Origin of the sequence: Pigmentiphaga sp. NML080357 (assembly GCF_002188465.1) — a bacterium.
Lineage (GTDB): Bacteria > Pseudomonadota > Gammaproteobacteria > Burkholderiales > Burkholderiaceae_B > Pigmentiphaga.
The window spans coordinates 1-19,707 of the sequence record NZ_NINW01000045.1; the positions used below are offsets into that span (position 1 = coordinate 1).

The window sequence follows — 19,707 nt, forward strand, 5'->3', positions numbered from 1 at the left end:
GCCGCCGGCCGGCACTGGCCGCGCGGGCCGGCGGCCCGTGGCCGCAGCCTCGGCCGGCCGCTGCGCCGCGGCAAAGCGCGGATCGTCGGCGAATCCCTGCTCGGCCTCGCGCTGCTCGTCCAGCCAGTTCTGGACGGCCCAGGCCAGTTCCTGGGTTCCGTCCCCGGCCAGGGCGGAGATGCAGAACACCGGGCCTTCCCAGCCGAACTCGAGGCAGAACGCCTCCTTCAATCCTTGCGGATCGTCCACCATGTCGATTTTATTGAGCACCAGCCAGCGCGGCTTCTCGTACAGGGCCGGATCGTAGCGGCGCAGCTCCTCGACGATGGCGCGCGCTTCATGGACGGGGTCGACGGAAGGATCCATGGGCGCCACGTCGACCAGGTGCAGCAGCAGGCGCGTACGGGACAAGTGGCGCAGGAACTGGTGGCCCAGGCCCGCTCCTTCGGACGCCCCTTCGATCAGCCCGGGGATGTCGGCAATGACGAAGCTGCGCTCGGCATCGGTGCGCACCACGCCCAGGTTGGGGTGCAGGGTGGTGAAAGGATAGTCCGCCACCTTGGGCCGCGCATTCGACAGCTTGCGGATCAGCGTGGACTTGCCTGCGTTGGGCATCCCCAGCAGGCCCACGTCGGCCAGCACCTTGAGCTCGAGCCGCAGCTTGCGCTGCTCGCCGGGACGACCGTGCGTGAACTGGCGCGGCGCGCGATTGGTGCTGGACTTGAAATGCAGGTTGCCCAGGCCCCCGTTGCCCCCCGCCGCCAGCACGACCTTCTGGCCGTGGGTGGCGAGGTCGAACAGCAGCTCGTTGGTCTCGGCGTCGTATACCATGGTGCCCACGGGCATGCGCAGCGTGATGTCGCTGCCGCTTGCGCCGTAGCGGTCCGAGCCGCTGCCCTGCTCGCCGTTCTGGGCCCGGTGGATACGGGCATAGCGGTAGTCGATCAGCGTGTTGATGTTGCGGTCGGCCACCGCATACACGCTGCCGCCCCGGCCGCCGTCCCCGCCATCGGGTCCCCCGAAAGGAATGAATTTCTCGCGGCGAAAGCTCGCCACGCCATTGCCGCCTTTACCGGCAATAACCTCGATGGTGGCTTCGTCGACAAACTTCATGCCCCCCCCTACGCGCTGCGCGCGCCCGCCAGGGGACGGTGCGGGTGGACCGGCAAAGCCGGATCCACCGCACCCTGGATCGGGCGGCGGCGGGGTTCCAAAACAGTTGATGAACCGATCGTGCCAGCCTTCATGCTAGCGCGATCATAAAAAAAAAGCCCCCACGCTTGGGGCGCGGCGGCACTGCCCTTCGGCACCAAAGGTCCGGCGGCTCCTGCCTGGCCGGTCCGCCGACGCCCTCCCGGGGAGCGCGTCGGCGCGGGTCTGACGGACAGGGGGTCCGATCAGACCGGATCGATCGAGACGGTCTGCTTGCGCAGGGCGCCTTTCACGCCGAACTGCACGCGACCGTCGACCAGCGCGAACAGGGTGTGGTCCTTGCCCACGCCGACGTTGACGCCGGGATGGAAACGCGTGCCGCGCTGGCGCACGATGATCGAGCCGGCGGGGATCAGTTCACCGCCGAAGGCCTTGACGCCCAGGCGTTTCGCTTCGGAATCGCGGCCGTTCCGGGTGGAACCGCCGCCTTTTTTCTGTGCCATGTTGCACTCCTGCTTGTTCAGTTACCGATTCTTGCCTACGTCCGATAGCCGGCCGAGCCGGCTCGCGATCAGGCGGAGATGGTGCCGATCTGGATTTCGGTGTAGTTTTGACGGTGGCCTTGGCGCTTCTGGTAATGCTTGCGCCGACGCATCTTGAAGATGCGGACCTTGTCGTGGCGACCGTGTGCAAGAACCTTGGCCGTGACCACGGCACCGGACAGAAGCGGCGCGCCGATCTTGATCTGATCGCCTTCGCCCACTGCCAGGACCTGGTCCAGCGTGATTTCCTGCCCGATGTCTGCCGGTATCTGTTCTATCTTGAGTTTTTCGCCAGCGGCAACACGATACTGCTTTCCGCCGGTTTTTATGACCGCGTACATGGGATGACCTCTTAGGTACAAAGAACTACGGATAGGGACGGTTGGATTCCCGCACCGCAAGAAAAACCGCAAACCTGCTCCCGCACGGGGATCGGACCGCCCAAAAATGGCTGACCCAATAGCTAACCCTGGGGGAACTGAACTTTAAAAAATAACATCAATTGCGGCCATGCGTCAACCCATCCGCCGCGCTTCGCCCAGCCTCGTATAATTCTGTTGCTGCCGGGGAAAGGCGTCTCGCCCGACGCTTCGCACCCGGGTCTTACCCAGAATAATTCGCCGCCGGTCCTCGTATTTCGGCATTTGTCGCACTTCTGGCTGCGGCCAGCCAGTTTACCCACGGATTCCTCTTGAGCCTGCCGACCCTGTTCGCCCCCATCGCCGACGACATGAAGAGCGTCGATGCCGTCATCCGGGCACGACTCGATTCCGACGTCCCGCTCATCCGCACCATTGCCGACTACATCATCGGCGCCGGCGGCAAGCGGATGCGCCCGGCCCTCTTGCTGATGATCGCGCGCGCGCTGGGTTACGAGGGGCAACAGCATCACTTGCTGGCCGCCGTCGTGGAATTCATCCATACCGCCACCCTGCTGCACGACGACGTGGTCGACGAGTCGGCCCTGCGGCGGGGGCGGGCGACCGCCAACGCGGTGTTCGGCAATGCCGCCAGCGTGCTGGTGGGCGATTTCCTGCACTCCCGCTCCTTCCAGATGATGGTCGAGACCGGCTCGGTGCGCGTGATGCAGATCCTGGCCGACGCCACCAACGTCATCGCCGAAGGCGAAGTGCTGCAACTGCTCAACGTGCACGACCCGCTGGTCACCGAGGAACGCTACCTGCAGGTAGTGCGCTACAAGACCGCTCGGCTGTTCGAGGCCTCCGCCCAGCTCGGCGCAGTGCTGGCGGGCGCCACCCCCGAACACGAGGCGGCGGCGGCGGAGTACGGCCGGCGCGCGGGCACCGCCTTCCAGCTCATCGACGACGTGCTGGACTACAGCGGCGACGCCGAGGCCCTGGGCAAGAACCTGGGCGACGACCTTCGCGAAGGCAAGCCGACGCTGCCGCTGATCCGCCTGCTGGACGTGGGCACCCCGGCGCAGCAGGCGCTGGTGCGCACCGCCATCGAGAACGGCGAAGGCGATTTCGTTGCCGTGGCCGCCGCCATCCGGGATTCGGATGCCCTGGATTACACCCGGGCCCGTGCCCGGACGGAAGCGCAGGCGGCCATCGCCGCCATTTCGGCCTATCCCGTTTCCGCTTTCCGCGAATCTCTGCTAGAATTCTGCGCTTTCGCGATCAACAGAGATCGCTGAAAGCAAAAACGGTTTTTCCGCTTGGCGGGTGGCACAACCTCCCGCTTTCGCAGACAAGCCGGACCGACAAGTCGGGGCGTAGCTCAGCCTGGTAGAGTACTGCGTTCGGGACGCAGGAGTCGGAGGTTCGAATCCTCTCGCCCCGACCATTCATCTGGTCGAAAAAAAGCCTGTAGCCAGGCACGCAAGCGCACAGTTCAAGCTGTGCGTTTTTGTTTTGGGCCTCTCGCGCCCAATCCCCGCCCGTGCCATGAAAACCTCCCCTTCCCCCGCCTCCGTGGCCCAGCACGCATTCACCGTCGATACCGCCGGCCGCGGCCTCGTCGAGATCACCGAGCCCGTCCGGCGCGTCGCCCGCGCGAGCGGCATGCAGGCCGGCGTGGCGCACGTATTCGCCAGCCATACCAGTTGCTCGCTGCTGATCACCGAAAACGCCGATCCCGACGTACGCGCCGACCTGGAGCGCTACTTCGGCCGCCTAGTGCCCGATGGCGACCCGCTCTATGCGCACGATGCCGAAGGCCCGGACGACATGCCCGCCCACGTGCGGGCGGCCCTGACGGCGGTGAGCGTGGCGGTGCCGCTGACCGGCGCCGATCTGGCGCTGGGGACCTGGCAGGGAATCTATCTGTAGGAGCACCGGCTGCGCCCGCACCGGCGGCGCATCATCGTTACGCTGGTGGGGTGCTGAGCGCCGCAGGCGGCGAACCGCCCGGGACTCATTGCGTGTTGCGTCCGGCCAGGCCGTCGGCGTAGCGCTCCCAATTGCGCAGCCGATACGCGAGATCGGCAGGCTTGGCGCCGGCCGGGCCGCCGCCCGTGCAGAAGACGCCGTTGCGCAGCACGTGCTGGACCGTACCGTGAGCCACACCGCGCCATTCGTCGTGCACCGGCCGCTGCCAGCCCGAGTCCGGGCGGTACAAGGCCACGGTGCGCCATTCCCGCGTACCGCAGCGGACCGACTCGTACGAGATGTTCTCCGCCCCCATGTCGCTCACCGCGCGCAGGGTATAGCGCACGATGAGGCCGGGCGCGATCTCGATGGAGCGCGGGTCCACGCCGAAGCGGAAATGCTCGGTGCGGGCCAGGGGTTCGATGGGCAGGACGTCCTTCTCGGTAGGGACCGGCGGCAGCTTGGACTTCAGCGCATCCCATCCGGCATCCGGCAGGTTGCGCTGGGCATCGATGTCGTCCAACAGATAGTTGCCTTCGCCGCGAGGCTGGCTGCCGCAGGCGGCAAGAACCACGGCCAGGCATCCCGCCCCGATCCAGGCCGCCGCCCGGCTTGCGGACCGCGCCACGCGCCGCCCGCCGAAATCACTATGCATAATCCTCTTCCACTACGTGTCGCAACTTCCACGATACCCGAACCGCGCGCAGGGTGGGTCACCCCTCCTGAACTTCCCCGGGAAGCGCCGGCTGCGGCTCGGCCTGGCCGCGCCGGTGCGAGCCGACGTGCTGGCGCAGATAGCGGGTTTCGTGGCTGCGGCGAAACAGGACCACCGCCAGCTCGTTCAAGGCAAGCGTGTAGACGTCGCGCTTGAACTCGATCACGGACTCCAGGGGCACCCAGTAGGAGCTCCAGCGCCACGCGTCGAATTCAGGATGCGAGGACGCGCGCAGGCAGACATCGCAGTCGCGACCCAGCATGCGAAGCAGGAACCAGATCTGCTTCTGCCCTTTGTAATGCCCGCGCCATTCCCGCCTGACGAAGTGTTCGGGCACGTTATAGCGCAACCAGTCGCGTGTTCGACCCAATATGCGGACATGCTCGGGCCGCAGGCCCACTTCTTCATGGAGTTCGCGGAACATCGCCTGGACGGGGCTTTCGCCGTGCTTGATGCCGCCCTGCGGGAACTGCCAGGAATGTTCGTTGACGCGCTTACCCCAGAAGACCTCGTTCTTCTGGTTGACGAGGATGATGCCGACGTTGGGACGGTAACCTTCACGATCCAGCATGAGCCACCCCAGCGATTCTCATACAATTGAGTCGATTATAGGCCCAGGGGGCCAAACCCGTACCCATCCACGTGAGCAACGCAATGCGCGCATCGCAGTTCCATATCGGCACCCTCAAGGAAGCACCGTCCGACGCCGAAATCGTCAGCCATCAACTCATGACCCGCGCGGGCATGATCCGCAAGCTGGCGGGCGGCATTTATACCTACATGCCTATCGGCCTGCGCGTGATCCGCAAAGTCGAGACCATCATCCGCGAGGAAATGAACCGGGCCGGCGCGCTCGAACTGCTGATGCCGGTGGTCCAGCCGGCCGAGCTGTGGATGGAGTCCGGCCGCTGGGAACAGTACGGGCCCGAACTGCTGCGCATCAAGGACCGCCACGGCCGCGACTTCGTGCTGCAGCCCACCTCGGAAGAAGTCATCACCGACATCGCCCGCAATGAAATCCACAGCTGGCGCCAGCTGCCCAAGAACTTCTACCACATCCAGACCAAGTTCCGCGACGAGCGCCGGCCGCGCTTCGGCGTCATGCGGGGCCGCGAGTTCACGATGAAGGACGCCTACTCCTTCGACCGCGACGAGGCCGGCGCCCAGAAGAGCTATGACGCGATGTACGACGCGTACATGAGGATTTTCACCCGCATGGGGCTGGCCTTCCGCGCCGTGGCGGCCGACACCGGCTCGATCGGCGGCTCGCGCAGCCACGAGTTCCAGGTGATCGCCGATACCGGCGAAGACCTCATCGTCTATAACCCCGCCACCCAATATGCCGCCAACATCGAGCTGGCCGAGGCCCCCTGCCTGATCGCCGAGCGCGGCGCCGCCGGGCAGCCGCTGCAGAAGGTCCCCACGCCTGGCGCGACCAAGTGCGAGGCCGTGGCCGAGCTGCTGGGACTGCCGCTCGAGCGCCACGTCAAGTCGGTGGTGCTCGCCGCCGAACCGGAAGAAGCCGGCCGGCCGGCCGAGATCTGGCTCCTGCTGCTGCGCGCCGATCACGAGCTGAACGAGATCAAGGCCGGCAAGATCGCCGGCCTGGATCGCGGCTACCGCTTCGCCACCGATGCCGAGATCGTCGAGCACTTCGGGTGCGTGCCGGGTTTCATCGGCCCCGTCGGCACCGCCAGGCCGGTCAAGGTCGTGGCCGACCGCACGGTCGCCAACATGCACGATTTCGTCACCGGCGCCAACCAGGCCGACCATCACTACACCGGCGTCAACTGGGGACGCGACCTGCCCGAGCCGGACCTCGTGGCCGACCTGCGCAACGTCGTCGAAGGCGACCCGGCCCCCGACGGCACCGGCACCCTGGCGATCCAGCGCGGCATCGAGGTGGGCCACGTGTTCTTCCTCGGCGCCAAGTACTCGGAAGCCTTGAAGGCGACCTACCTGGACGAGACCGGCAAGCCGGCCCTGCTGCAAATGGGCTGCTATGGCATAGGCGTCACGCGCCTGCTGGGCGCGGCCATCGAGCAGCACCACGATGCCCGCGGCATCCGCTGGCCCCGCGCGCTGGCCCCCTTCGAAGTGGTGGTCTGCCCGGTCGGCTGGGGCAAGAGCGAGGCGGTGCGCGAAGCGGCCACCAAGCTCTACGAGGGACTGAAGGAAGCGGGCGTGGACGCGATCCTGGACGACCGCGACGAGCGCCCGGGCGTGATGTTCGCCGACTGGGAACTGATAGGCGTGCCGGTGCGGGTGACCGTGGGCGATCGCGGCCTGAAGGACGGACAGATCGAGATCCAGGGCCGCGGCGACGAAGCGGCCGCCAAGGTGGCGGTTGCCGAGGGACTGGCCGCCACGCTGGCCAAGCTGGAACAGGCGAACTGAGCCGCCGGCCGGGCCGCGCCCGGCCGCCCTACTCCAGCCGGATGTTGCGCGCCTTGATGATCTCGGCCCACTTGCGGCGCTCGTTGGCGATGAACTCGCCGAACCGGGCGCGCGACATCGGCGGCGACACCATGCCGGACTCCCGCAGATAGCGCTGCACGGGCTCCGCCTGCAAGGCCTCGGCCACGTCCCTGTGGATCTTGTCCTTCACGGCCTCGGGCGTGGCGGCCGGCGCGAAGAACCCGAACCAGCTTCCCGATACCACGCCCGGCACGCCCGCGTCGGCCACCGAGGGTACTTCCGGCGCATCGGGCATGCGTTCGTCGGCGGCTACCGCCAGGGCCCGCAGCTTGCCCTGCCTTGCCAGCGCCAGCGAGGCCGGGAAATGGAACATCGCATTCACGTGCCCGGCCAGCAGGTCGGCCAGGGCCGGGCCGGCTCCCTTATAGGGGACGTGCAGCATGGAAATGCCTGCACGGGCGGCGAACAGCTCGGCCGTCAGGTGCGGGCTGGATCCGTTGCCTGTCGAGGCGAACCGCACGGCGCCGGGATGCGCCTTGGCGTGGGCCACCAGCTCCCCCACTGTCCTGGCCGGCACGCCGGGATGGACGTACAGGACGTTGGGCGCGGTGCCGCCCATGGCCACCGGCGCAAGGGCATCGGCCTCGTATGGCAGGGACTTCATCAGGATCTGGTTGGTCACGAACCCCGTGCTGGTAAACAGCAGCGTATGTCCGTCGGGCTGGGCCCTGGCCACCTGCGCGGTGCCGATGGTGGTGCCGCCTCCGCCCCGGTTCTCCACCACCACGCTCTGCTTCCACTTCTGGCTCAGCTCGGCAGCCAGCTGCCTGACCAGCCCATCGGTCAGTCCGCCGGGAGGAAAGGGCACGATGACCTGCACGGTCCTGGAGGGGTAGTCCTGGGCCGCGGCCGGAACCGCGCATAGGGCGGCGGCTCCCGCGCATACGGCCGCCAGCCCGCGCGCGATCGCCGCCGGCGACGAAAGCTCGCCGGTCAAGCCTGTCATTCTGGAGTCTCCTCGATGGATGGTTCCACTCGTCACCGCATGGACGAGTCTCGGCCAACTAATTGCCAAAGTCAACTATATAGTTGATCTTATCTACAACATGGCCATCCATCGGGGTCAGCGGCCGGCATCGCCGCCGGTGTCCTGGACCACCACCCATTTCACGATTTCGGCCGCCACGGCATCGCTGGCCTGGCCGAAAGCCGTGACCACCGCGGGCACCTCCACCCCTTCCGCGGGCAGGGCTGCCTCGAAGCTGCGCGAAGCCAGCACGCGCCGCGTCGAGGGCGAGATCAGCCGGGCATTGACTCCGACCACCGCATACGGGGCCGAGCCGCGATATTCGCTCTGGAACGCGCGCAGGTCGGTATCCAGCTCCAGATCGGCACGGACATTGCTGTCGGATGTGGTCACGGACGCCATCCGTCCGTCCGCCCGGAAAGCGGCGGCAAGCTTGTCGCGCACGAGGGCCGGCGGCACGTCGGTCCAGCGCGCGCCGCCATAGTTGCTGACCTGGTCGCCCTCGACGATGACGGCGATGCGCGCGCTTTCCAGTACGGCACTGGCATGCGGCATCCGGATCCGCAGCGACTTGCCGGTGTCCGCGCCGGTCCCGGCCTGCGCCGCGGCCAGGGACGTCGGCAGCCGGTAGACGGTCACGATCTTCTGTTCCGGCAGCAGCGAGCACGATGCCGCCAGCGCCAGGACGCACGCCCCCGCGCCTCGCAGGAAAAGACCCGTCATCGTCATGGGGTGAACTCCTTGGGTTGCTCGCGGCCCAGCAGGTAATTGGCCGGGTTGTCCTCCAGGCGCCGCGTAATGCTTCTAAGGGATGCCAGCGTGGCCTGCATTTCCCGCAGAGCCCCGCCCAGTTCGTTCAGGCTTTGCGCGCCGTTGCCCAGCGCGCCGCGGTTTTCCTGCACCAGCTGGTCGATGCTGTCGCTGGCCCGGGCCAGCGACGCCATGGCCTGCTGGGCGCTTGCCATGGTCTGCTTGCCCTGCCCGCCGACCAGCTCGTCGGCATGCCGCATCAACGACGAGGCCTGCTCCAGGGCGACCGACGTCTGCTTGCCCACCTCGGACAACTGCGCCGACAGCCGGCCGAAATCCTCCCGCTGGGCGGCCAGGGCGCCGGTGGTCTCCTCCAGGTTGTGCAGGATGCGCGTCAACTGGTCCGCGTTCTCGACCGACATCATGCGCCGGGCGCTGATGACCAGTTCGTTGATGTTCAGCATCAGGTCCTCGCCGCCCGCGAGCAATTGGGTGAAGGGCGACGGCGCGGCGACGATCACCGGTACGTCGTCGCCGTTGCCGCGCAGGGGCGGGCTCTGCGGAGTGCCGCTGCTCAGCTGGATCACCGCGGTACCGGTCACGCCGGTCAGCCGCAGCCGGGCCACGGTATCTTCCTTGATGGGCACGTCGCCGGCGATGCGTATGCGCGCCACGACCTTGCGCGGATCGACGGGATCGAGCCGCAGCCGCGCCACGTCGCCCACCTTGATGCCGCTGTACATGACCGCGCTGCCTTCGGACAGGCCGTTGACGGCCTCGTTGAAGACGACGTCGAATTGCGCCACGCTGGCGTTCGAATGCGTCTTGGCCAGCCAGAGCCCGAACAGCAGCGCTCCCGTCACGGCAATGACGAGGAACAGGCCGATCACGACATGATGCGCACGGGTTTCCATCTACGTCTCCTTGCGCAGCGCCCGGGCCGCGCCTGCGGCCGCCCGTCCGCGCGGCCCCTGGAAATACTCTTGCACCCACGGGTCGTCGACCCGCTCCACCACTTCCAGCTTGTCGACGACGAGCACCTTGCGCTGCGACAGCACCGCCACCCGGTCGCAAATGGCGTACAAGGTGTCCAGATCGTGGGTCACGAGAAAAACGGTCAAGCCCAGCGCGTCGCGCAGGGTACGGATCAGGTTGTCGAAGGCGGCCGCGCCGATGGGATCGAGCCCGGCGGTCGGCTCGTCCAGGAACAGCAGGTCCGGATCCAGCGCCAGCGACCGTGCCAGGGCGGCGCGCTTGACCATGCCGCCCGACAGCGCGGCCGGCGCCTTGTCGCCCGCGTCGACCGGCAGGCCGGCCAGCGCAAGCTTGAGCCGCGCCAGGCGCTCGGCCTCGGGCCGCGCCAACCCGGCATGCTCGATCAGCGGCAAGGCGACGTTCTCGGTCACGCTTAGCGACGAAAACAGCGCCCCGCGCTGGAACAGCACGCCCATGCGGCGCTCCAGCCGGGACCGGTCCGCCGGGGGCAAGCCGCCCAGCTCCTGCCCGAACACGGTCACCCTGCCCGCGGTCGGCCGGCGCAATCCGACGATGGAGCGCAGCAGCACCGACTTGCCCGACCCCGAGCCGCCCACCACGCCGAGGATTTCCCCGCGTCGGATGTCCAGGTCGAGGCCGTCGTGCACGACCTGGGCCCCGAACCGGTTGACCAGGCCGCGGACCTGCACGATGGGTTCGACCGCGGTCACCATCCCATCTCCATGAAGAACAACGCCGCCAGGGCATCGATCAGGATCACCATGAAGATGGCCTGCACCACGCTGGAGGTGGTGTGCTCGCCCACCGATTGCGCGCTGCCGCTGACCTTGAAGCCCTCCAGGCAGCCGATGACGGCGATGACGAAGGCCAGGACCGGCGCCTTCACCATGCCCACGTAGAAGTGCCGCACATCCAGGCTTTCGCGCAAGGTGGACAGGAACAGCGACGGCGGGATGTCCAGGCTCCATGCGCACACGACCATTCCGCCGGCGATGCCGGTCAGCATGGACATGAACGTCAGCGCCGGCAGCGAGACCAGCATGGCGAGGACCCGGGGCAGCACCAGCATGTTGATGGGATCCAGCCCCAGCGCCCGGATGGCGTCGATTTCCTCGTTGGCCTTCATGGAGCCGATCTGCGCGGTGAAGGCGCTGGCGGTGCGGCCGGCCATCAGGATGGCGGTCAGCAGTACGGCGAATTCGCGCAGGAAGGCAAATCCGACGAGGTTGATCGTATAGAGGGTGGCGCCGAAATCCCGCAGCACGGTGGCGCCGAGGAAGGCCACGACGGCGCCTACCAGGAAGGTGAGCAGCGCCACGATGGGCACGGCGTTGAGCCCGATCTGTTCGATCTGGGCAATCGTGGCGGTGACGCGCCAGGAGCGGGGGCGGAACAGCGAGCGGAGCAGGGTTTCCAGTGTGAGCCCGATGAAGCCGCACAGGCCCACGCCATGCTTCCAGAAAACCTCCGCTGCCCAGCCTATGCGCCCGAGCAATTCGGCCGCCGGCGACGGCCGCGCGGGCGGCTGGGCCGCCTGGACGGCGGCCTGTGCCTGGATGATGGTGGCCAGCAGGGCGCGGCGCGATTCGTCCAGGGCCGGCCCGGCAGCGATCAGCGCCGGCAACCGTTCGGCGCCGAGCAGATCGACCAGCAGCGCGGCGCCCGCGGTATCGAGCGCCCCCAGCTTGCTCAGGTCGACCGCGCGAACCTGCGCGCCGGCGGGGAATCGCCCGGCCTCGCGCCGCAGCGCCTCGAACCCGGCGAGCGTCCAATCGCCCTCGACCGAAAGGCGGCCGGCGCCGGAGGCGGGGTCCCATATCAGACGTCCGGGCTGCGGGGCTGCGCTCATCGCTCCTGGGTACTGGACGAGGAAAGCGGGATTGTCCGCGCTTTACTTGAATCCGGGCAAGCCTTTCATGCCCTTGAGCGCCTTCATGCCTCCCATGGCGCGCATCATCTTGGCCATGCCGCCCTTTTTCATCTGCTTCATCATGGCCTGCATCTGTTCGAACTGGGACAGCATGCGGTTGACCTCCTGCACTTGCACGCCGGCGCCGGCGGCGATGCGGCGCTTGCGCGAAGCCTTGATGAGCTCGGGCTTTGCGCGCTCGAGCTCGGTCATGGAGTTCAGGATGCCTTCCATGCGGCGGATCTGCTTGCCGGCCTGCTTGCTGTCGACCTGCGAGGCCGCCTGGGCGAATTGCGCCGGCAGCTTTTCGAGCAGCGAGCCCATGTCGCCCAGGTTCTTCATCTGCGCGATCTGCGCGCGGAAATCGTTCAAGTCGAACTTGTCGCCCGACTTGAGCTTGGCGGCCAGCTTCTGCGCCTCGTCGACGTCGATGGCGCGCTGGGCTTCTTCCACCAGCGACAGGATGTCGCCCATGCCCAGGACCCGCTGCGCCATGCGCTCGGGATGGAAAGGTTCCAGGCCGGTGAGTTTTTCGGATACGCCGACGAACTTGAGCGGCTTGCCGGTCACGTGGCGCACCGACAGCGCCGCGCCGCCGCGCGCATCGCCGTCGAGCTTGGTCAGGACCACGCCGGTCAGGGGCAGCGCGTCGTTGAAGGCCTTGGCGACGTTGACCGCGTCCTGCCCCAGCATCGCATCGACCACGAACAGCGTCTCGATGGGATCGAGCAGGGCGTGCAGGGCGCGGATCTCGTTCATCAGCGCTTCGTCGATGCCCAGGCGCCCCGCGGTGTCGACGATCAGGACGTCGTAGTGATGGCGGCGGGCATGGTCGAGCGCGTTGCGGGCGATGGCCTCGGGCGTCTGGTCGGTGGACGAGGGCAGGAAATCGACCCCGGCCTGGGCCGCCACGGTCTTCAATTGCTCGATGGCGGCCGGGCGATAGACGTCGGCGCTGACCACGAGGACCTTCTTCTTGCCGGTCTTGCGCCCGTTCTGCACATGGCCGCCCTCGGCCAGCCAGCGCGCCAGCTTGCCGGTGGTGGTGGTCTTGCCAGAGCCCTGCAGGCCGGCCATCAGGATGACGGCCGGCGGCTGCTGGGCGAGCGAGAGCTCGCTCGCGTGGGGGCCGAGGTCGCCGCCCATCAGCGAGGTCAATTCCTTGTGGACGACGCCCACCAGCGCCTGGCCCGGCGTCAGGCTGCCCGTGACGTCCTCGCCCAGCGCCTTTTCCTTGACCCGCGCGATGAACTCGCGCACGACCGGCAGCGAGACGTCCGCCTCGAGCAGGGCCAGGCGCACTTCGCGCAGCATTTCCTGCGTGTTCGCCTCGGTCAGCCGGGCCTCCCCCTTCAGGGTTTTGACGACGCGGGACAGCCGGGCGGTAAGGTTATCGAGCATGAATGGGATTCGCTTACACTTCCATATGGATATGGGAATTGTATTGCACGCACTGGCCGCGGCCGGTTACGCCTTGTTGACGGTGCTCGCATGGCGGGCCGTCTCGTTGCACCCCGAAGCCCGGACCGGCCCCGCCGAACGCCTGGGGCTGGCGCTGGTGCTGATCGTGCACGGCCTCGCGGTCCAGCAGGCGATGCTGGGCGACGGCAACCTGAAACTCGGCTTCGCGCTCGGAATCTCGGCCGCGCTGTGGCTGGGCCTGGTCGTGTTCTGGGCCGAGAGCCTGTGGGTCGCGATCGACGGCCTGCGCCTGTGGCTGATGCCGCTGGCCATGGTCGGCACGCTGCTGGTGGTCGTCTTCCCCGAAGGGCGCATCATCGCCCATGCCGACAGCGGCTGGCTGCGGGTGCACCTGGCCATTGCCCTGGCGGCCTACAGCATGATCACCATCGCCGCCCTGCATGCGCTGTTGATGGCCTCCGCCGACCGCCGGCTGCATGACATCTCCGCCAGCAACCCGCCCCAGCCCCGCCATTCGGCGCGGGTCTACGCGCGCCTGTTCGAAGCCGTGCCGCCGCTGCTGGTGCTCGAGCGCCTGCTGTTCCGCCTGATCTGGGTTGGCTTCGTGCTGCTGACGCTGGCCGTCGTCACCGGCATCGTCATTTCCGAATCGCTGTCCGGCACCGCCCTGCCCCTCGACCACAAGACCGTCTTCACGCTGCTGTCATGGATGACGTTCGGAATGCTGCTGCTCGGCCGGCAGATCTGGGGCTGGCGCGGCCGCATCGCGCTGCGCTGGACGCTCGTCGGCTTCGCCTTCCTGCTGCTGGCCTATACCGGCACCCGGTTCGTCCTTGAATTCATCTTGAGGAAGTGACCTTTCCGCCCATGGGCAAGCTTCTTTTCTGGGTTTTCGTCATCGTCGTCGCGCTGCTGGTGGCCCGCATCGCGGCACGCAGCGCCGTCAAGGGCCATCGCCGCCAGGCCCGGCGTACCGACACCACGCGATTTCCCGCCGACCGCATGGTCCGCTGCGCGCACTGCGGCATCCACCTGCCCCCGTCCGAGGCGGTCCGGCGCAAAGGCTACAACTACTGCACCCTGGCCCACTCGCTCAAGGGACCACGCCCGTGAGCCCGCTCGACACGCCGGCCCGCCTCGACCGGCGCGGCTGGCTCGACCACCCGGCCGTCCGCATCGTGCCGTCGCCCAACGTCGACGAACGGCCGGCCGGAACCGAGGTTTCGCTGCTGGTCCTGCACAACATCAGCCTGCCGCCGGGGGAATTCGGCGGCCCCCACGTCGAGGCCCTGTTCACCAACACCCTCGATTGCGACGCCCATCCCTGGTTCGATTGCCTGCGCGGCCTCAAGGTCTCGGCCCATTTCCTCATCGACCGGACCGGCGCCATCGTCCAGTTCGCCAGCACCGAGCAGCGGGCCTGGCATGCCGGGGTGTCCTGCCACGCCGGCCGGGAACGCTGCAACGACTTCTCCATCGGCGTCGAACTCGAAGGCTGCGACACCCGGCCTTTCACCGACGCGCAGTACCGGTCGCTCGCCTGGCTCACCCCCGCCCTGCGCGACCGCTATCCGCTGGATGCCGTCCGCGGCCACGAACACATCGCCCCCGGCCGCAAGACCGACCCGGGCCCCGCCTTCGACTGGCCGCGCTACGGTAGGGAAGCCGGATGGAGCGGACGAGCCCTGCCGTCCTAGCCCCCACCATGGCAGACACCCATCGCCTGTAGAATCACGCCCTCGCGCAAAAGCCAGGCAGCGCTGTTTCACGCGCTGCAAATGCCGCATTTCACGAGCGATTCTTGCGCCTTTCCGCGTGAAACACGCGCCATTGCTCGCTGTCTAAAAATTAGTGTCCTATTTACCTATGCGAGCGCCGGATTCTCTCTCACAGCAACATTTTGACACTTGCCGTAAAATTCGCCCCCCCCTAGAATTAGTGCCTCGCCGGTCACACACCACTAGATGTAGTGCCGTGCCGCAAGGGAGGGGAAAACATGGCTTATCCATACCAGCCCGGACGTGCGGCGGCCGCTGCCGCCTCGCACTTCGTCGTTAGGCCCCAAGTCGCGCTCCGGCGCGGCCTGACGCCCTTGTAGTCCCGAATTTTTAGTCCGCATCAAATCCCAGAACACCCGAGTACCGGCGCGGCCCCATCCCGCGCCTTCATGCATCCAGGAGGCCTTATGCAACTCTCGACTCCCTCGGCCCAACCGAACGCTGCGCCGCTCGCTTCCAAGCCCGCACCGCTCGAGGCCGAACAAACCGCGTACTCCGACTACAAGGTCATCCGGCGCAACGGCGCCGTGGTCGGATTCGAGCCCGGCAAGATCTCGATCGCGCTGACCAAGGCCTTCCTGGCCGTCAACGGCGGCCAGGGCGCAGCGTCCGCGCGCGTGCGCGAACTGGTCGAGACCCTCACCAAGCAAGTCGTGCACGCGCTGATCCGGCGCCAGCCCAGCGGCGGCACCGTGCATATCGAAGACATCCAGGACCAGGTGGAACTGGCGCTGATGCGCTCCGGCGAGCATGACGTCGCGCGCGCCTATGTGCTGTACCGGGAAAAACGCGCCCAGCAGCGCGCCCTGATGCATACCGAACCCGACCAGCCCGTGCTGCACGCCACCGAGAACGGCCTGCGCATCCCGCTGGACCCGCAGCACCTGCAGGCCATCATCCAGGCCGCGTGCACGGGCCTGGAAGAATTCGTGTCCGCCGAAGGCATCTTCGCGGAAACCGTCAAGAACCTGTACGACGGCGTCTCCACCGACGAGATCTTCAAGTCCGCCATTCTCGCCGCCCGCTCCCAGCTGGAGAAGGATCCGGCCTACAGCACCGTCACGGCACGTCTCTTGCTGCACACCATCCGCAAGGAAGTGTTGGGCGAGGAGGTCGAACAGGACGCCATGGCAACCCGCTATGCGGATTATTTCCCGCAGTTCATCGCGCGCGGCATCGAAGGCGGCCTGCTCGATCCCAAGCTGGCCACCTTCGACCTGGCCCGCCTGGGCGCGGCGCTGGACCACACCCGCGACCTGCAATTCACCTACCTCGGCCTGCAGACCCTCTACGACCGCTACTTCCTGCACATCAAGGGCACGCGCATCGAACTGCCGCAAGCCTTCTTCATGCGCGTCGCCATGGGCCTGGCCATCGAGGAAAAGGAGCGCGAGGCCCGCGCCATCGAGTTCTACCGGATCCTGTCGTCGTTCGACTTCATGAGCTCGACGCCGACCCTTTTCAACTCGGGTACCCTGCACTCGCAGCTGTCGTCGTGCTACCTGACCACGGTGGCCGACAGCCTGGAAAGCATCTACGACGCCATCAAGGAAAACGCCCTGCTGGCCAAGTATGCCGGCGGCCTCGGCAACGACTGGACCCCGGTGCGGGCGCTGCGCAGCCACATCAAGGGCACCAACGGCGAAAGCCAGGGCGTCGTTCCCTTCCTGAAGGTGGTCAACGACACCGCGGTGGCGGTCAACCAGGGCGGCAAGCGCAAGGGTGCCGTCTGCACGTACCTGGAAACCTGGCACCTGGACATCGAGGAATTCCTCGAGCTGCGCAAGAACACCGGCGACGAGCGCCGCCGCACCCACGACATGAACACGGCCAACTGGATTCCCGACCTGTTCATGAAGCGGGTCATGGACAACGCCGAATGGACCCTGTTCTCGCCCTCCGACTGCCCGGACCTGCACGACAAGGTCGGCAAGGAATTCGAGAAGGCCTACCTGGGCTACGAGGCCAAGGTCGCCAGCGGCGAACTGAAGCTGTTCAAGAAGATCCCGGCCGTCACCCTGTGGCGCAAGATGCTGTCGATGCTGTTCGAGACCGGCCATCCGTGGATCACGTTCAAGGATCCGTGCAACATCCGCTCGCCCCAGCAGCACGTCGGCGTCGTCCACAGCTCCAACCTGTGCACCGAGATCACGCTCAACACCAACGAGTCGGAAATCGCGGTCTGCAACCTGGGCTCGGTCAACCTGGTCGCCCACCTGAAGACCAACGCCGACGGCACCGTCGAACTCGACCACGAGAAGCTCCGCCGCACCATTCGCGTGGCCATGCGCATGCTCGACAACGTGATCGACATCAACTATTACGCGGTCGACAAGGCGCGCAACTCCAACCTGCGCCACCGCCCGGTCGGCATGGGCATCATGGGTTTCCAGGACGCGCTGCACATCATGCGCGTGCCCTACGCCTCTGACGCCGCCATCGAATTCGCCGACCGCTCGATGGAAGCGGTGTGCTACTACGCCTACCTCGCCTCGACCGAACTGGCCGAGGAACGCGGCCGCTACTCGTCGTTCGAAGGCTCGCTGTGGGACCGCGGCATTCTTCCGCAGGACTCCATCAAGCTGCTGCGCGAAGAGCGCGGCGGCTACGTCGACGTCGACGAAAGCGCGTCCATGGACTGGAATGCGTTGCGTGAGCGCATCAAACTGCACGGCATGCGCAATTCCAATTGCATCGCTATTGCCCCGACGGCAACGATTTCCAATATCATTGGTGTATCTGCGTGCATTGAACCGACTTATCAGAACTTGTACGTCAAATCGAATCTCTCCGGCGAATTCACGATCGTCAACGATTACTTGGTTCGTGATCTCAAGAAGCTCGGGCTGTGGGACGAGGTGATGATCGCAGACTTGAAGTACTTCGACGGCAGTCTCGCCAAGATCGACCGGGTGCCTCCCGAGCTGCGCAAACTGTACGCGACGGCCTTCGAGGTGGAACCCCGCTGGCTCGTCGAGTGCGCGGCGCGGCGCCAGAAATGGATCGACCAGTCGCAATCGCTCAATATCTATATGGCGGGCGCGTCGGGCAAGAAACTCGATGACACGTACAAGCTGGCCTGGCAGCGCGGCCTGAAGACCACGTACTACCTGCGCACCCTGGGTGCGACGAGCGCTGAAAAGTCGACCGGACGCGGCGGCGAATTGAACGCCGTGCCCATGGCGTCGTCCAATGCGGGCGTGTCCGCGGCGGGCACCAATCTTCCGGAACCGGAAATCGTCGGGGCGGTGTGCACCATGAAGCCGGGTGATCCTGGCTTCGAAGAGTGCGAAGCCTGCCAATAACCCCCCGCTGAACACCGGAGTCGATCTATGCTGTCTTGGGACGAAGAAGTATCCGCCAACACTGCCCCGCCGGCCCCCCAGCCGGCCGGGGCTGCCGCGCCGCGCCAGTCGGGCGGCGCATTCGACGAGGTCGCGCTGGCCTCGGGCGCCGCTGCGCCCGCCGGCGCCGCCTCCTCGCGCCGCGTCAACATCGCCGACAAACGCATCATCAATGGCCAGACGGACGTCAACCAGCTGGTCCCGTTCAAGTACAAGTGGGCCTGGGAGAAATACCTGGCCACCTGCGCCAACCACTGGATGCCGCAGGAAATCAACATGTCGCGCGACATCGCGCTGTGGAAGAACCCCAACGGCCTCACCGAGGACGAGCGCCGCATCGTCAAGCGCAACCTGGGATTCTTCGTCACGGCCGACTCGCTGGCGGCCAACAACATCGTGCTGGGCACGTATCGCCACATCACCGCCCCGGAGTGCCGGCAGTTCCTGCTGCGCCAGGCCTTCGAGGAGGCGATCCACACCCACGCCTATCAATACATCGTCGAAAGCCTGGACCTGGACGAGTCGGAAATCTTCAACGCCTACAACGAAGTTCCGTCTATCCGCGCCAAGGATGAATTCCTGATCCCCTTCATCGACGCCATCGCCGACCCGGACTTCAAGACGGGTACGCCGGAGGCCGACCAGAAACTGCTCAAGTCGCTGATCGTCTTCGCATGCCTGATGGAAGGCCTGTTCTTCTACGTCGGCTTCACCCAGATCCTGGCGCTGGGCCGGCAGAACAAGATGACCGGCGCCGCCGAGCAGTACATGTACATCCTGCGGGACGAGTCCATGCACTGCAATTTCGGCATCGATCTCATCAACACGATCAAGCTCGAAAATCCGCACCTCTGGACGCCGGAATTCCGCGAAGAGGTTCGCGGCCTCTTCCGCAAAGCGGTCGAACTCGAATACGCTTACGCCGAAGACACCATGCCGCGTGGCGTGCTGGGCCTGAATGCGCCGATGTTCAAGTCGTACCTGCGCTTCATCGCCAACCGCCGCTGCCAGCAGATCGGTATCGAGCCGCTGTTCCCGCAGGAAGAGAACCCCTTCCCGTGGATGGCGGAAATGATTGACTTGAAGAAAGAACGCAACTTCTTTGAAACGCGTGTGATCGAATACCAGACCGGCGGAGCGCTGAGCTGGGACTAGAACGCACGTAAACAGGATCAGGCGCCTTCGGGCGCCCGGCAGGGCCCGGATGATGTTCAGACGCGGGCGCGTGGGGCAGGAGCCCCCGCCCAGCGCACCATCCGGCCCCTGCGCATGCTGCTTTGTCGAACACAAGGCGGCGGCGGCCGGGCAAACGGAGACGTCATCC

At 66.5% G+C, this 19,707-nt stretch carries 19 protein-coding genes and 1 tRNA gene; 9 read left to right on the forward strand and 11 right to left on the reverse strand.

What is annotated here, in order from left to right; genetic code table 11:
- From obgE to rplU, 3 genes are all read right to left on the reverse strand, one after another.
- On the reverse strand, window positions 1-1,113 hold a 1,113-nt coding region (obgE, locus tag CDO44_RS20250; RefSeq protein ID WP_144389560.1), incomplete at its 3' end, for a GTPase ObgE.
- A gap of 284 nt (window positions 1,114-1,397) precedes the next feature.
- A complete protein-coding gene (gene rpmA, locus CDO44_RS20255) occupies window positions 1,398-1,655 on the reverse strand; it encodes a 50S ribosomal protein L27 (protein WP_087782099.1) in 258 nt (85 codons plus the stop codon).
- Between the two features lie 68 nt (window positions 1,656-1,723).
- Window positions 1,724-2,035, reverse strand: a complete 312-nt coding sequence (rplU, locus tag CDO44_RS20260; RefSeq protein WP_087782100.1) for a 50S ribosomal protein L21 — start codon at window positions 2,033-2,035, stop codon at window positions 1,724-1,726.
- A 350-nt stretch (window positions 2,036-2,385) separates the two neighbouring features.
- Between rplU and ispB the strand changes: the two genes are divergently transcribed.
- From ispB to CDO44_RS20275, 3 genes are all read left to right on the forward strand, one after another.
- The gene (gene ispB, locus CDO44_RS20265) at window positions 2,386-3,351 is read left to right on the forward strand and encodes an octaprenyl diphosphate synthase (RefSeq protein ID WP_087782101.1); all 966 of its coding nucleotides are present in this window, start codon (window positions 2,386-2,388) and stop codon (window positions 3,349-3,351) included.
- Window positions 3,352-3,423: 72 nt separating this feature from the next.
- Window positions 3,424-3,500, forward strand: a tRNA-Pro gene (locus CDO44_RS20270).
- A 101-nt stretch (window positions 3,501-3,601) separates the two neighbouring features.
- On the forward strand, window positions 3,602-3,985 hold the full coding sequence (locus tag CDO44_RS20275; protein ID WP_087782102.1) for a secondary thiamine-phosphate synthase enzyme YjbQ: 384 nt from the start codon (window positions 3,602-3,604) through the stop codon (window positions 3,983-3,985).
- Window positions 3,986-4,070: 85 nt separating this feature from the next.
- Here the strand turns inward: CDO44_RS20275 and CDO44_RS20280 are convergent, their stop codons facing one another.
- Together CDO44_RS20280 and CDO44_RS20285 are read right to left on the reverse strand one after the other, a co-directional pair.
- Complete coding sequence (locus tag CDO44_RS20280; protein WP_087782103.1) at window positions 4,071-4,679, reverse strand: CNP1-like family protein; 609 nt, start codon at window positions 4,677-4,679, stop codon at window positions 4,071-4,073.
- Between the two features lie 58 nt (window positions 4,680-4,737).
- Window positions 4,738-5,310, reverse strand: coding sequence for an RNA pyrophosphohydrolase (locus CDO44_RS20285; protein WP_087782104.1), 573 nt, complete (start codon window positions 5,308-5,310; stop codon window positions 4,738-4,740).
- An 83-nt stretch (window positions 5,311-5,393) separates the two neighbouring features.
- On the opposite strand from CDO44_RS20285, the gene CDO44_RS20290 reads away from it, so the two are divergent.
- Window positions 5,394-7,136, forward strand: a complete 1,743-nt coding sequence (locus CDO44_RS20290; RefSeq protein WP_087782105.1) for a proline--tRNA ligase — start codon at window positions 5,394-5,396, stop codon at window positions 7,134-7,136.
- A 28-nt stretch (window positions 7,137-7,164) separates the two neighbouring features.
- On the opposite strand, the gene CDO44_RS20295 is transcribed toward CDO44_RS20290, so the two are convergent.
- The 6 genes from CDO44_RS20295 to ffh all read right to left on the reverse strand — a co-directional run bounded on the left by CDO44_RS20295 (window position 7,165) and on the right by ffh (window position 13,240).
- Window positions 7,165-8,163, reverse strand: a complete 999-nt coding sequence (locus CDO44_RS20295) for a tripartite tricarboxylate transporter substrate binding protein (protein WP_087782106.1) — start codon at window positions 8,161-8,163, stop codon at window positions 7,165-7,167.
- Between the two features lie 117 nt (window positions 8,164-8,280).
- The gene (locus tag CDO44_RS20300; RefSeq protein ID WP_087782107.1) at window positions 8,281-8,913 is read right to left on the reverse strand and encodes an ABC-type transport auxiliary lipoprotein family protein; all 633 of its coding nucleotides are present in this window, start codon (window positions 8,911-8,913) and stop codon (window positions 8,281-8,283) included.
- A complete protein-coding gene (locus CDO44_RS20305; RefSeq protein ID WP_087782108.1) occupies window positions 8,910-9,848 on the reverse strand; it encodes an MlaD family protein in 939 nt (312 codons plus the stop codon). The genes CDO44_RS20300 and CDO44_RS20305 overlap by 4 nt, the downstream gene beginning before the upstream one ends.
- Complete coding sequence (locus CDO44_RS20310) at window positions 9,849-10,643, reverse strand: ABC transporter ATP-binding protein (RefSeq protein ID WP_087782109.1); 795 nt, start codon at window positions 10,641-10,643, stop codon at window positions 9,849-9,851.
- Window positions 10,637-11,779 carry an ABC transporter permease gene (locus tag CDO44_RS20315; protein WP_087782110.1) on the reverse strand — a complete coding sequence of 381 codons (1,143 nt, stop codon included), beginning with the start codon at window positions 11,777-11,779 and terminating at the stop codon, window positions 10,637-10,639. Before CDO44_RS20315 ends, CDO44_RS20310 begins: the two co-directional genes overlap by 7 nt.
- Before the next feature lie 42 nt (window positions 11,780-11,821).
- Window positions 11,822-13,240 carry a signal recognition particle protein gene (ffh, locus tag CDO44_RS20320; protein ID WP_087782111.1) on the reverse strand — a complete coding sequence of 473 codons (1,419 nt, stop codon included), beginning with the start codon at window positions 13,238-13,240 and terminating at the stop codon, window positions 11,822-11,824.
- Window positions 13,241-13,265: 25 nt separating this feature from the next.
- On the opposite strand from ffh, the gene CDO44_RS20325 reads away from it, so the two are divergent.
- The 5 genes from CDO44_RS20325 to CDO44_RS20345 all read left to right on the forward strand — a co-directional run bounded on the left by CDO44_RS20325 (window position 13,266) and on the right by CDO44_RS20345 (window position 19,538).
- The gene (locus CDO44_RS20325) at window positions 13,266-14,117 is read left to right on the forward strand and encodes an inner membrane protein YpjD (protein WP_087782112.1); all 852 of its coding nucleotides are present in this window, start codon (window positions 13,266-13,268) and stop codon (window positions 14,115-14,117) included.
- An 11-nt stretch (window positions 14,118-14,128) separates the two neighbouring features.
- On the forward strand, window positions 14,129-14,374 hold the full coding sequence (locus CDO44_RS20330; RefSeq protein ID WP_087782113.1) for a PP0621 family protein: 246 nt from the start codon (window positions 14,129-14,131) through the stop codon (window positions 14,372-14,374).
- Window positions 14,371-14,958 carry a 1,6-anhydro-N-acetylmuramyl-L-alanine amidase AmpD gene (gene ampD / locus CDO44_RS20335; protein WP_087782114.1) on the forward strand — a complete coding sequence of 196 codons (588 nt, stop codon included), beginning with the start codon at window positions 14,371-14,373 and terminating at the stop codon, window positions 14,956-14,958. Before CDO44_RS20330 ends, ampD begins: the two co-directional genes overlap by 4 nt.
- Before the next feature lie 488 nt (window positions 14,959-15,446).
- Window positions 15,447-18,344 (forward strand): ribonucleoside-diphosphate reductase subunit alpha, encoded by a 2,898-nt coding sequence (locus CDO44_RS20340; RefSeq protein ID WP_087782115.1) that lies wholly within the window; start codon window positions 15,447-15,449, stop codon window positions 18,342-18,344.
- A 27-nt stretch (window positions 18,345-18,371) separates the two neighbouring features.
- Window positions 18,372-19,538 (forward strand): ribonucleotide-diphosphate reductase subunit beta, encoded by a 1,167-nt coding sequence (locus tag CDO44_RS20345; RefSeq protein WP_087782116.1) that lies wholly within the window; start codon window positions 18,372-18,374, stop codon window positions 19,536-19,538.
- Window positions 19,539-19,707 lie beyond the last annotated feature (169 nt).

Excerpts from the sequence above, each read along its gene's own strand:
- rpmA (WP_087782099.1), bottom strand. The coding sequence starts at position 1,655 with ATGGCACAGAAAAAAGGCGGCGGTTCCACCCGGAACGGCCGCGATTCC.
- rplU (WP_087782100.1), bottom strand. The coding sequence starts at position 2,035 with ATGTACGCGGTCATAAAAACCGGCGGAAAGCAGTATCGTGTTGCCGCT.
- CDO44_RS20275 (WP_087782102.1), top strand. The coding sequence starts at position 3,602 with ATGAAAACCTCCCCTTCCCCCGCCTCCGTGGCCCAGCACGCATTCACC.
- CDO44_RS20280 (WP_087782103.1), bottom strand. The coding sequence starts at position 4,679 with ATGCATAGTGATTTCGGCGGGCGGCGCGTGGCGCGGTCCGCAAGCCGG.
- CDO44_RS20285 (WP_087782104.1), bottom strand. The coding sequence starts at position 5,310 with ATGCTGGATCGTGAAGGTTACCGTCCCAACGTCGGCATCATCCTCGTC.
- CDO44_RS20290 (WP_087782105.1), top strand. The coding sequence starts at position 5,394 with ATGCGCGCATCGCAGTTCCATATCGGCACCCTCAAGGAAGCACCGTCC.
- CDO44_RS20295 (WP_087782106.1), bottom strand. The coding sequence starts at position 8,163 with ATGACAGGCTTGACCGGCGAGCTTTCGTCGCCGGCGGCGATCGCGCGC.
- CDO44_RS20300 (WP_087782107.1), bottom strand. The coding sequence starts at position 8,913 with ATGACGATGACGGGTCTTTTCCTGCGAGGCGCGGGGGCGTGCGTCCTG.
- CDO44_RS20305 (WP_087782108.1), bottom strand. The coding sequence starts at position 9,848 with ATGGAAACCCGTGCGCATCATGTCGTGATCGGCCTGTTCCTCGTCATT.
- CDO44_RS20310 (WP_087782109.1), bottom strand. The coding sequence starts at position 10,643 with ATGGTGACCGCGGTCGAACCCATCGTGCAGGTCCGCGGCCTGGTCAAC.
- CDO44_RS20315 (WP_087782110.1), bottom strand. The coding sequence starts at position 11,779 with ATGAGCGCAGCCCCGCAGCCCGGACGTCTGATATGGGACCCCGCCTCC.
- ffh (WP_087782111.1), bottom strand. The coding sequence starts at position 13,240 with ATGCTCGATAACCTTACCGCCCGGCTGTCCCGCGTCGTCAAAACCCTG.
- CDO44_RS20325 (WP_087782112.1), top strand. The coding sequence starts at position 13,266 with ATGGATATGGGAATTGTATTGCACGCACTGGCCGCGGCCGGTTACGCC.
- CDO44_RS20330 (WP_087782113.1), top strand. The coding sequence starts at position 14,129 with ATGGGCAAGCTTCTTTTCTGGGTTTTCGTCATCGTCGTCGCGCTGCTG.
- CDO44_RS20340 (WP_087782115.1), top strand. The coding sequence starts at position 15,447 with ATGCAACTCTCGACTCCCTCGGCCCAACCGAACGCTGCGCCGCTCGCT.
- CDO44_RS20345 (WP_087782116.1), top strand. The coding sequence starts at position 18,372 with ATGCTGTCTTGGGACGAAGAAGTATCCGCCAACACTGCCCCGCCGGCC.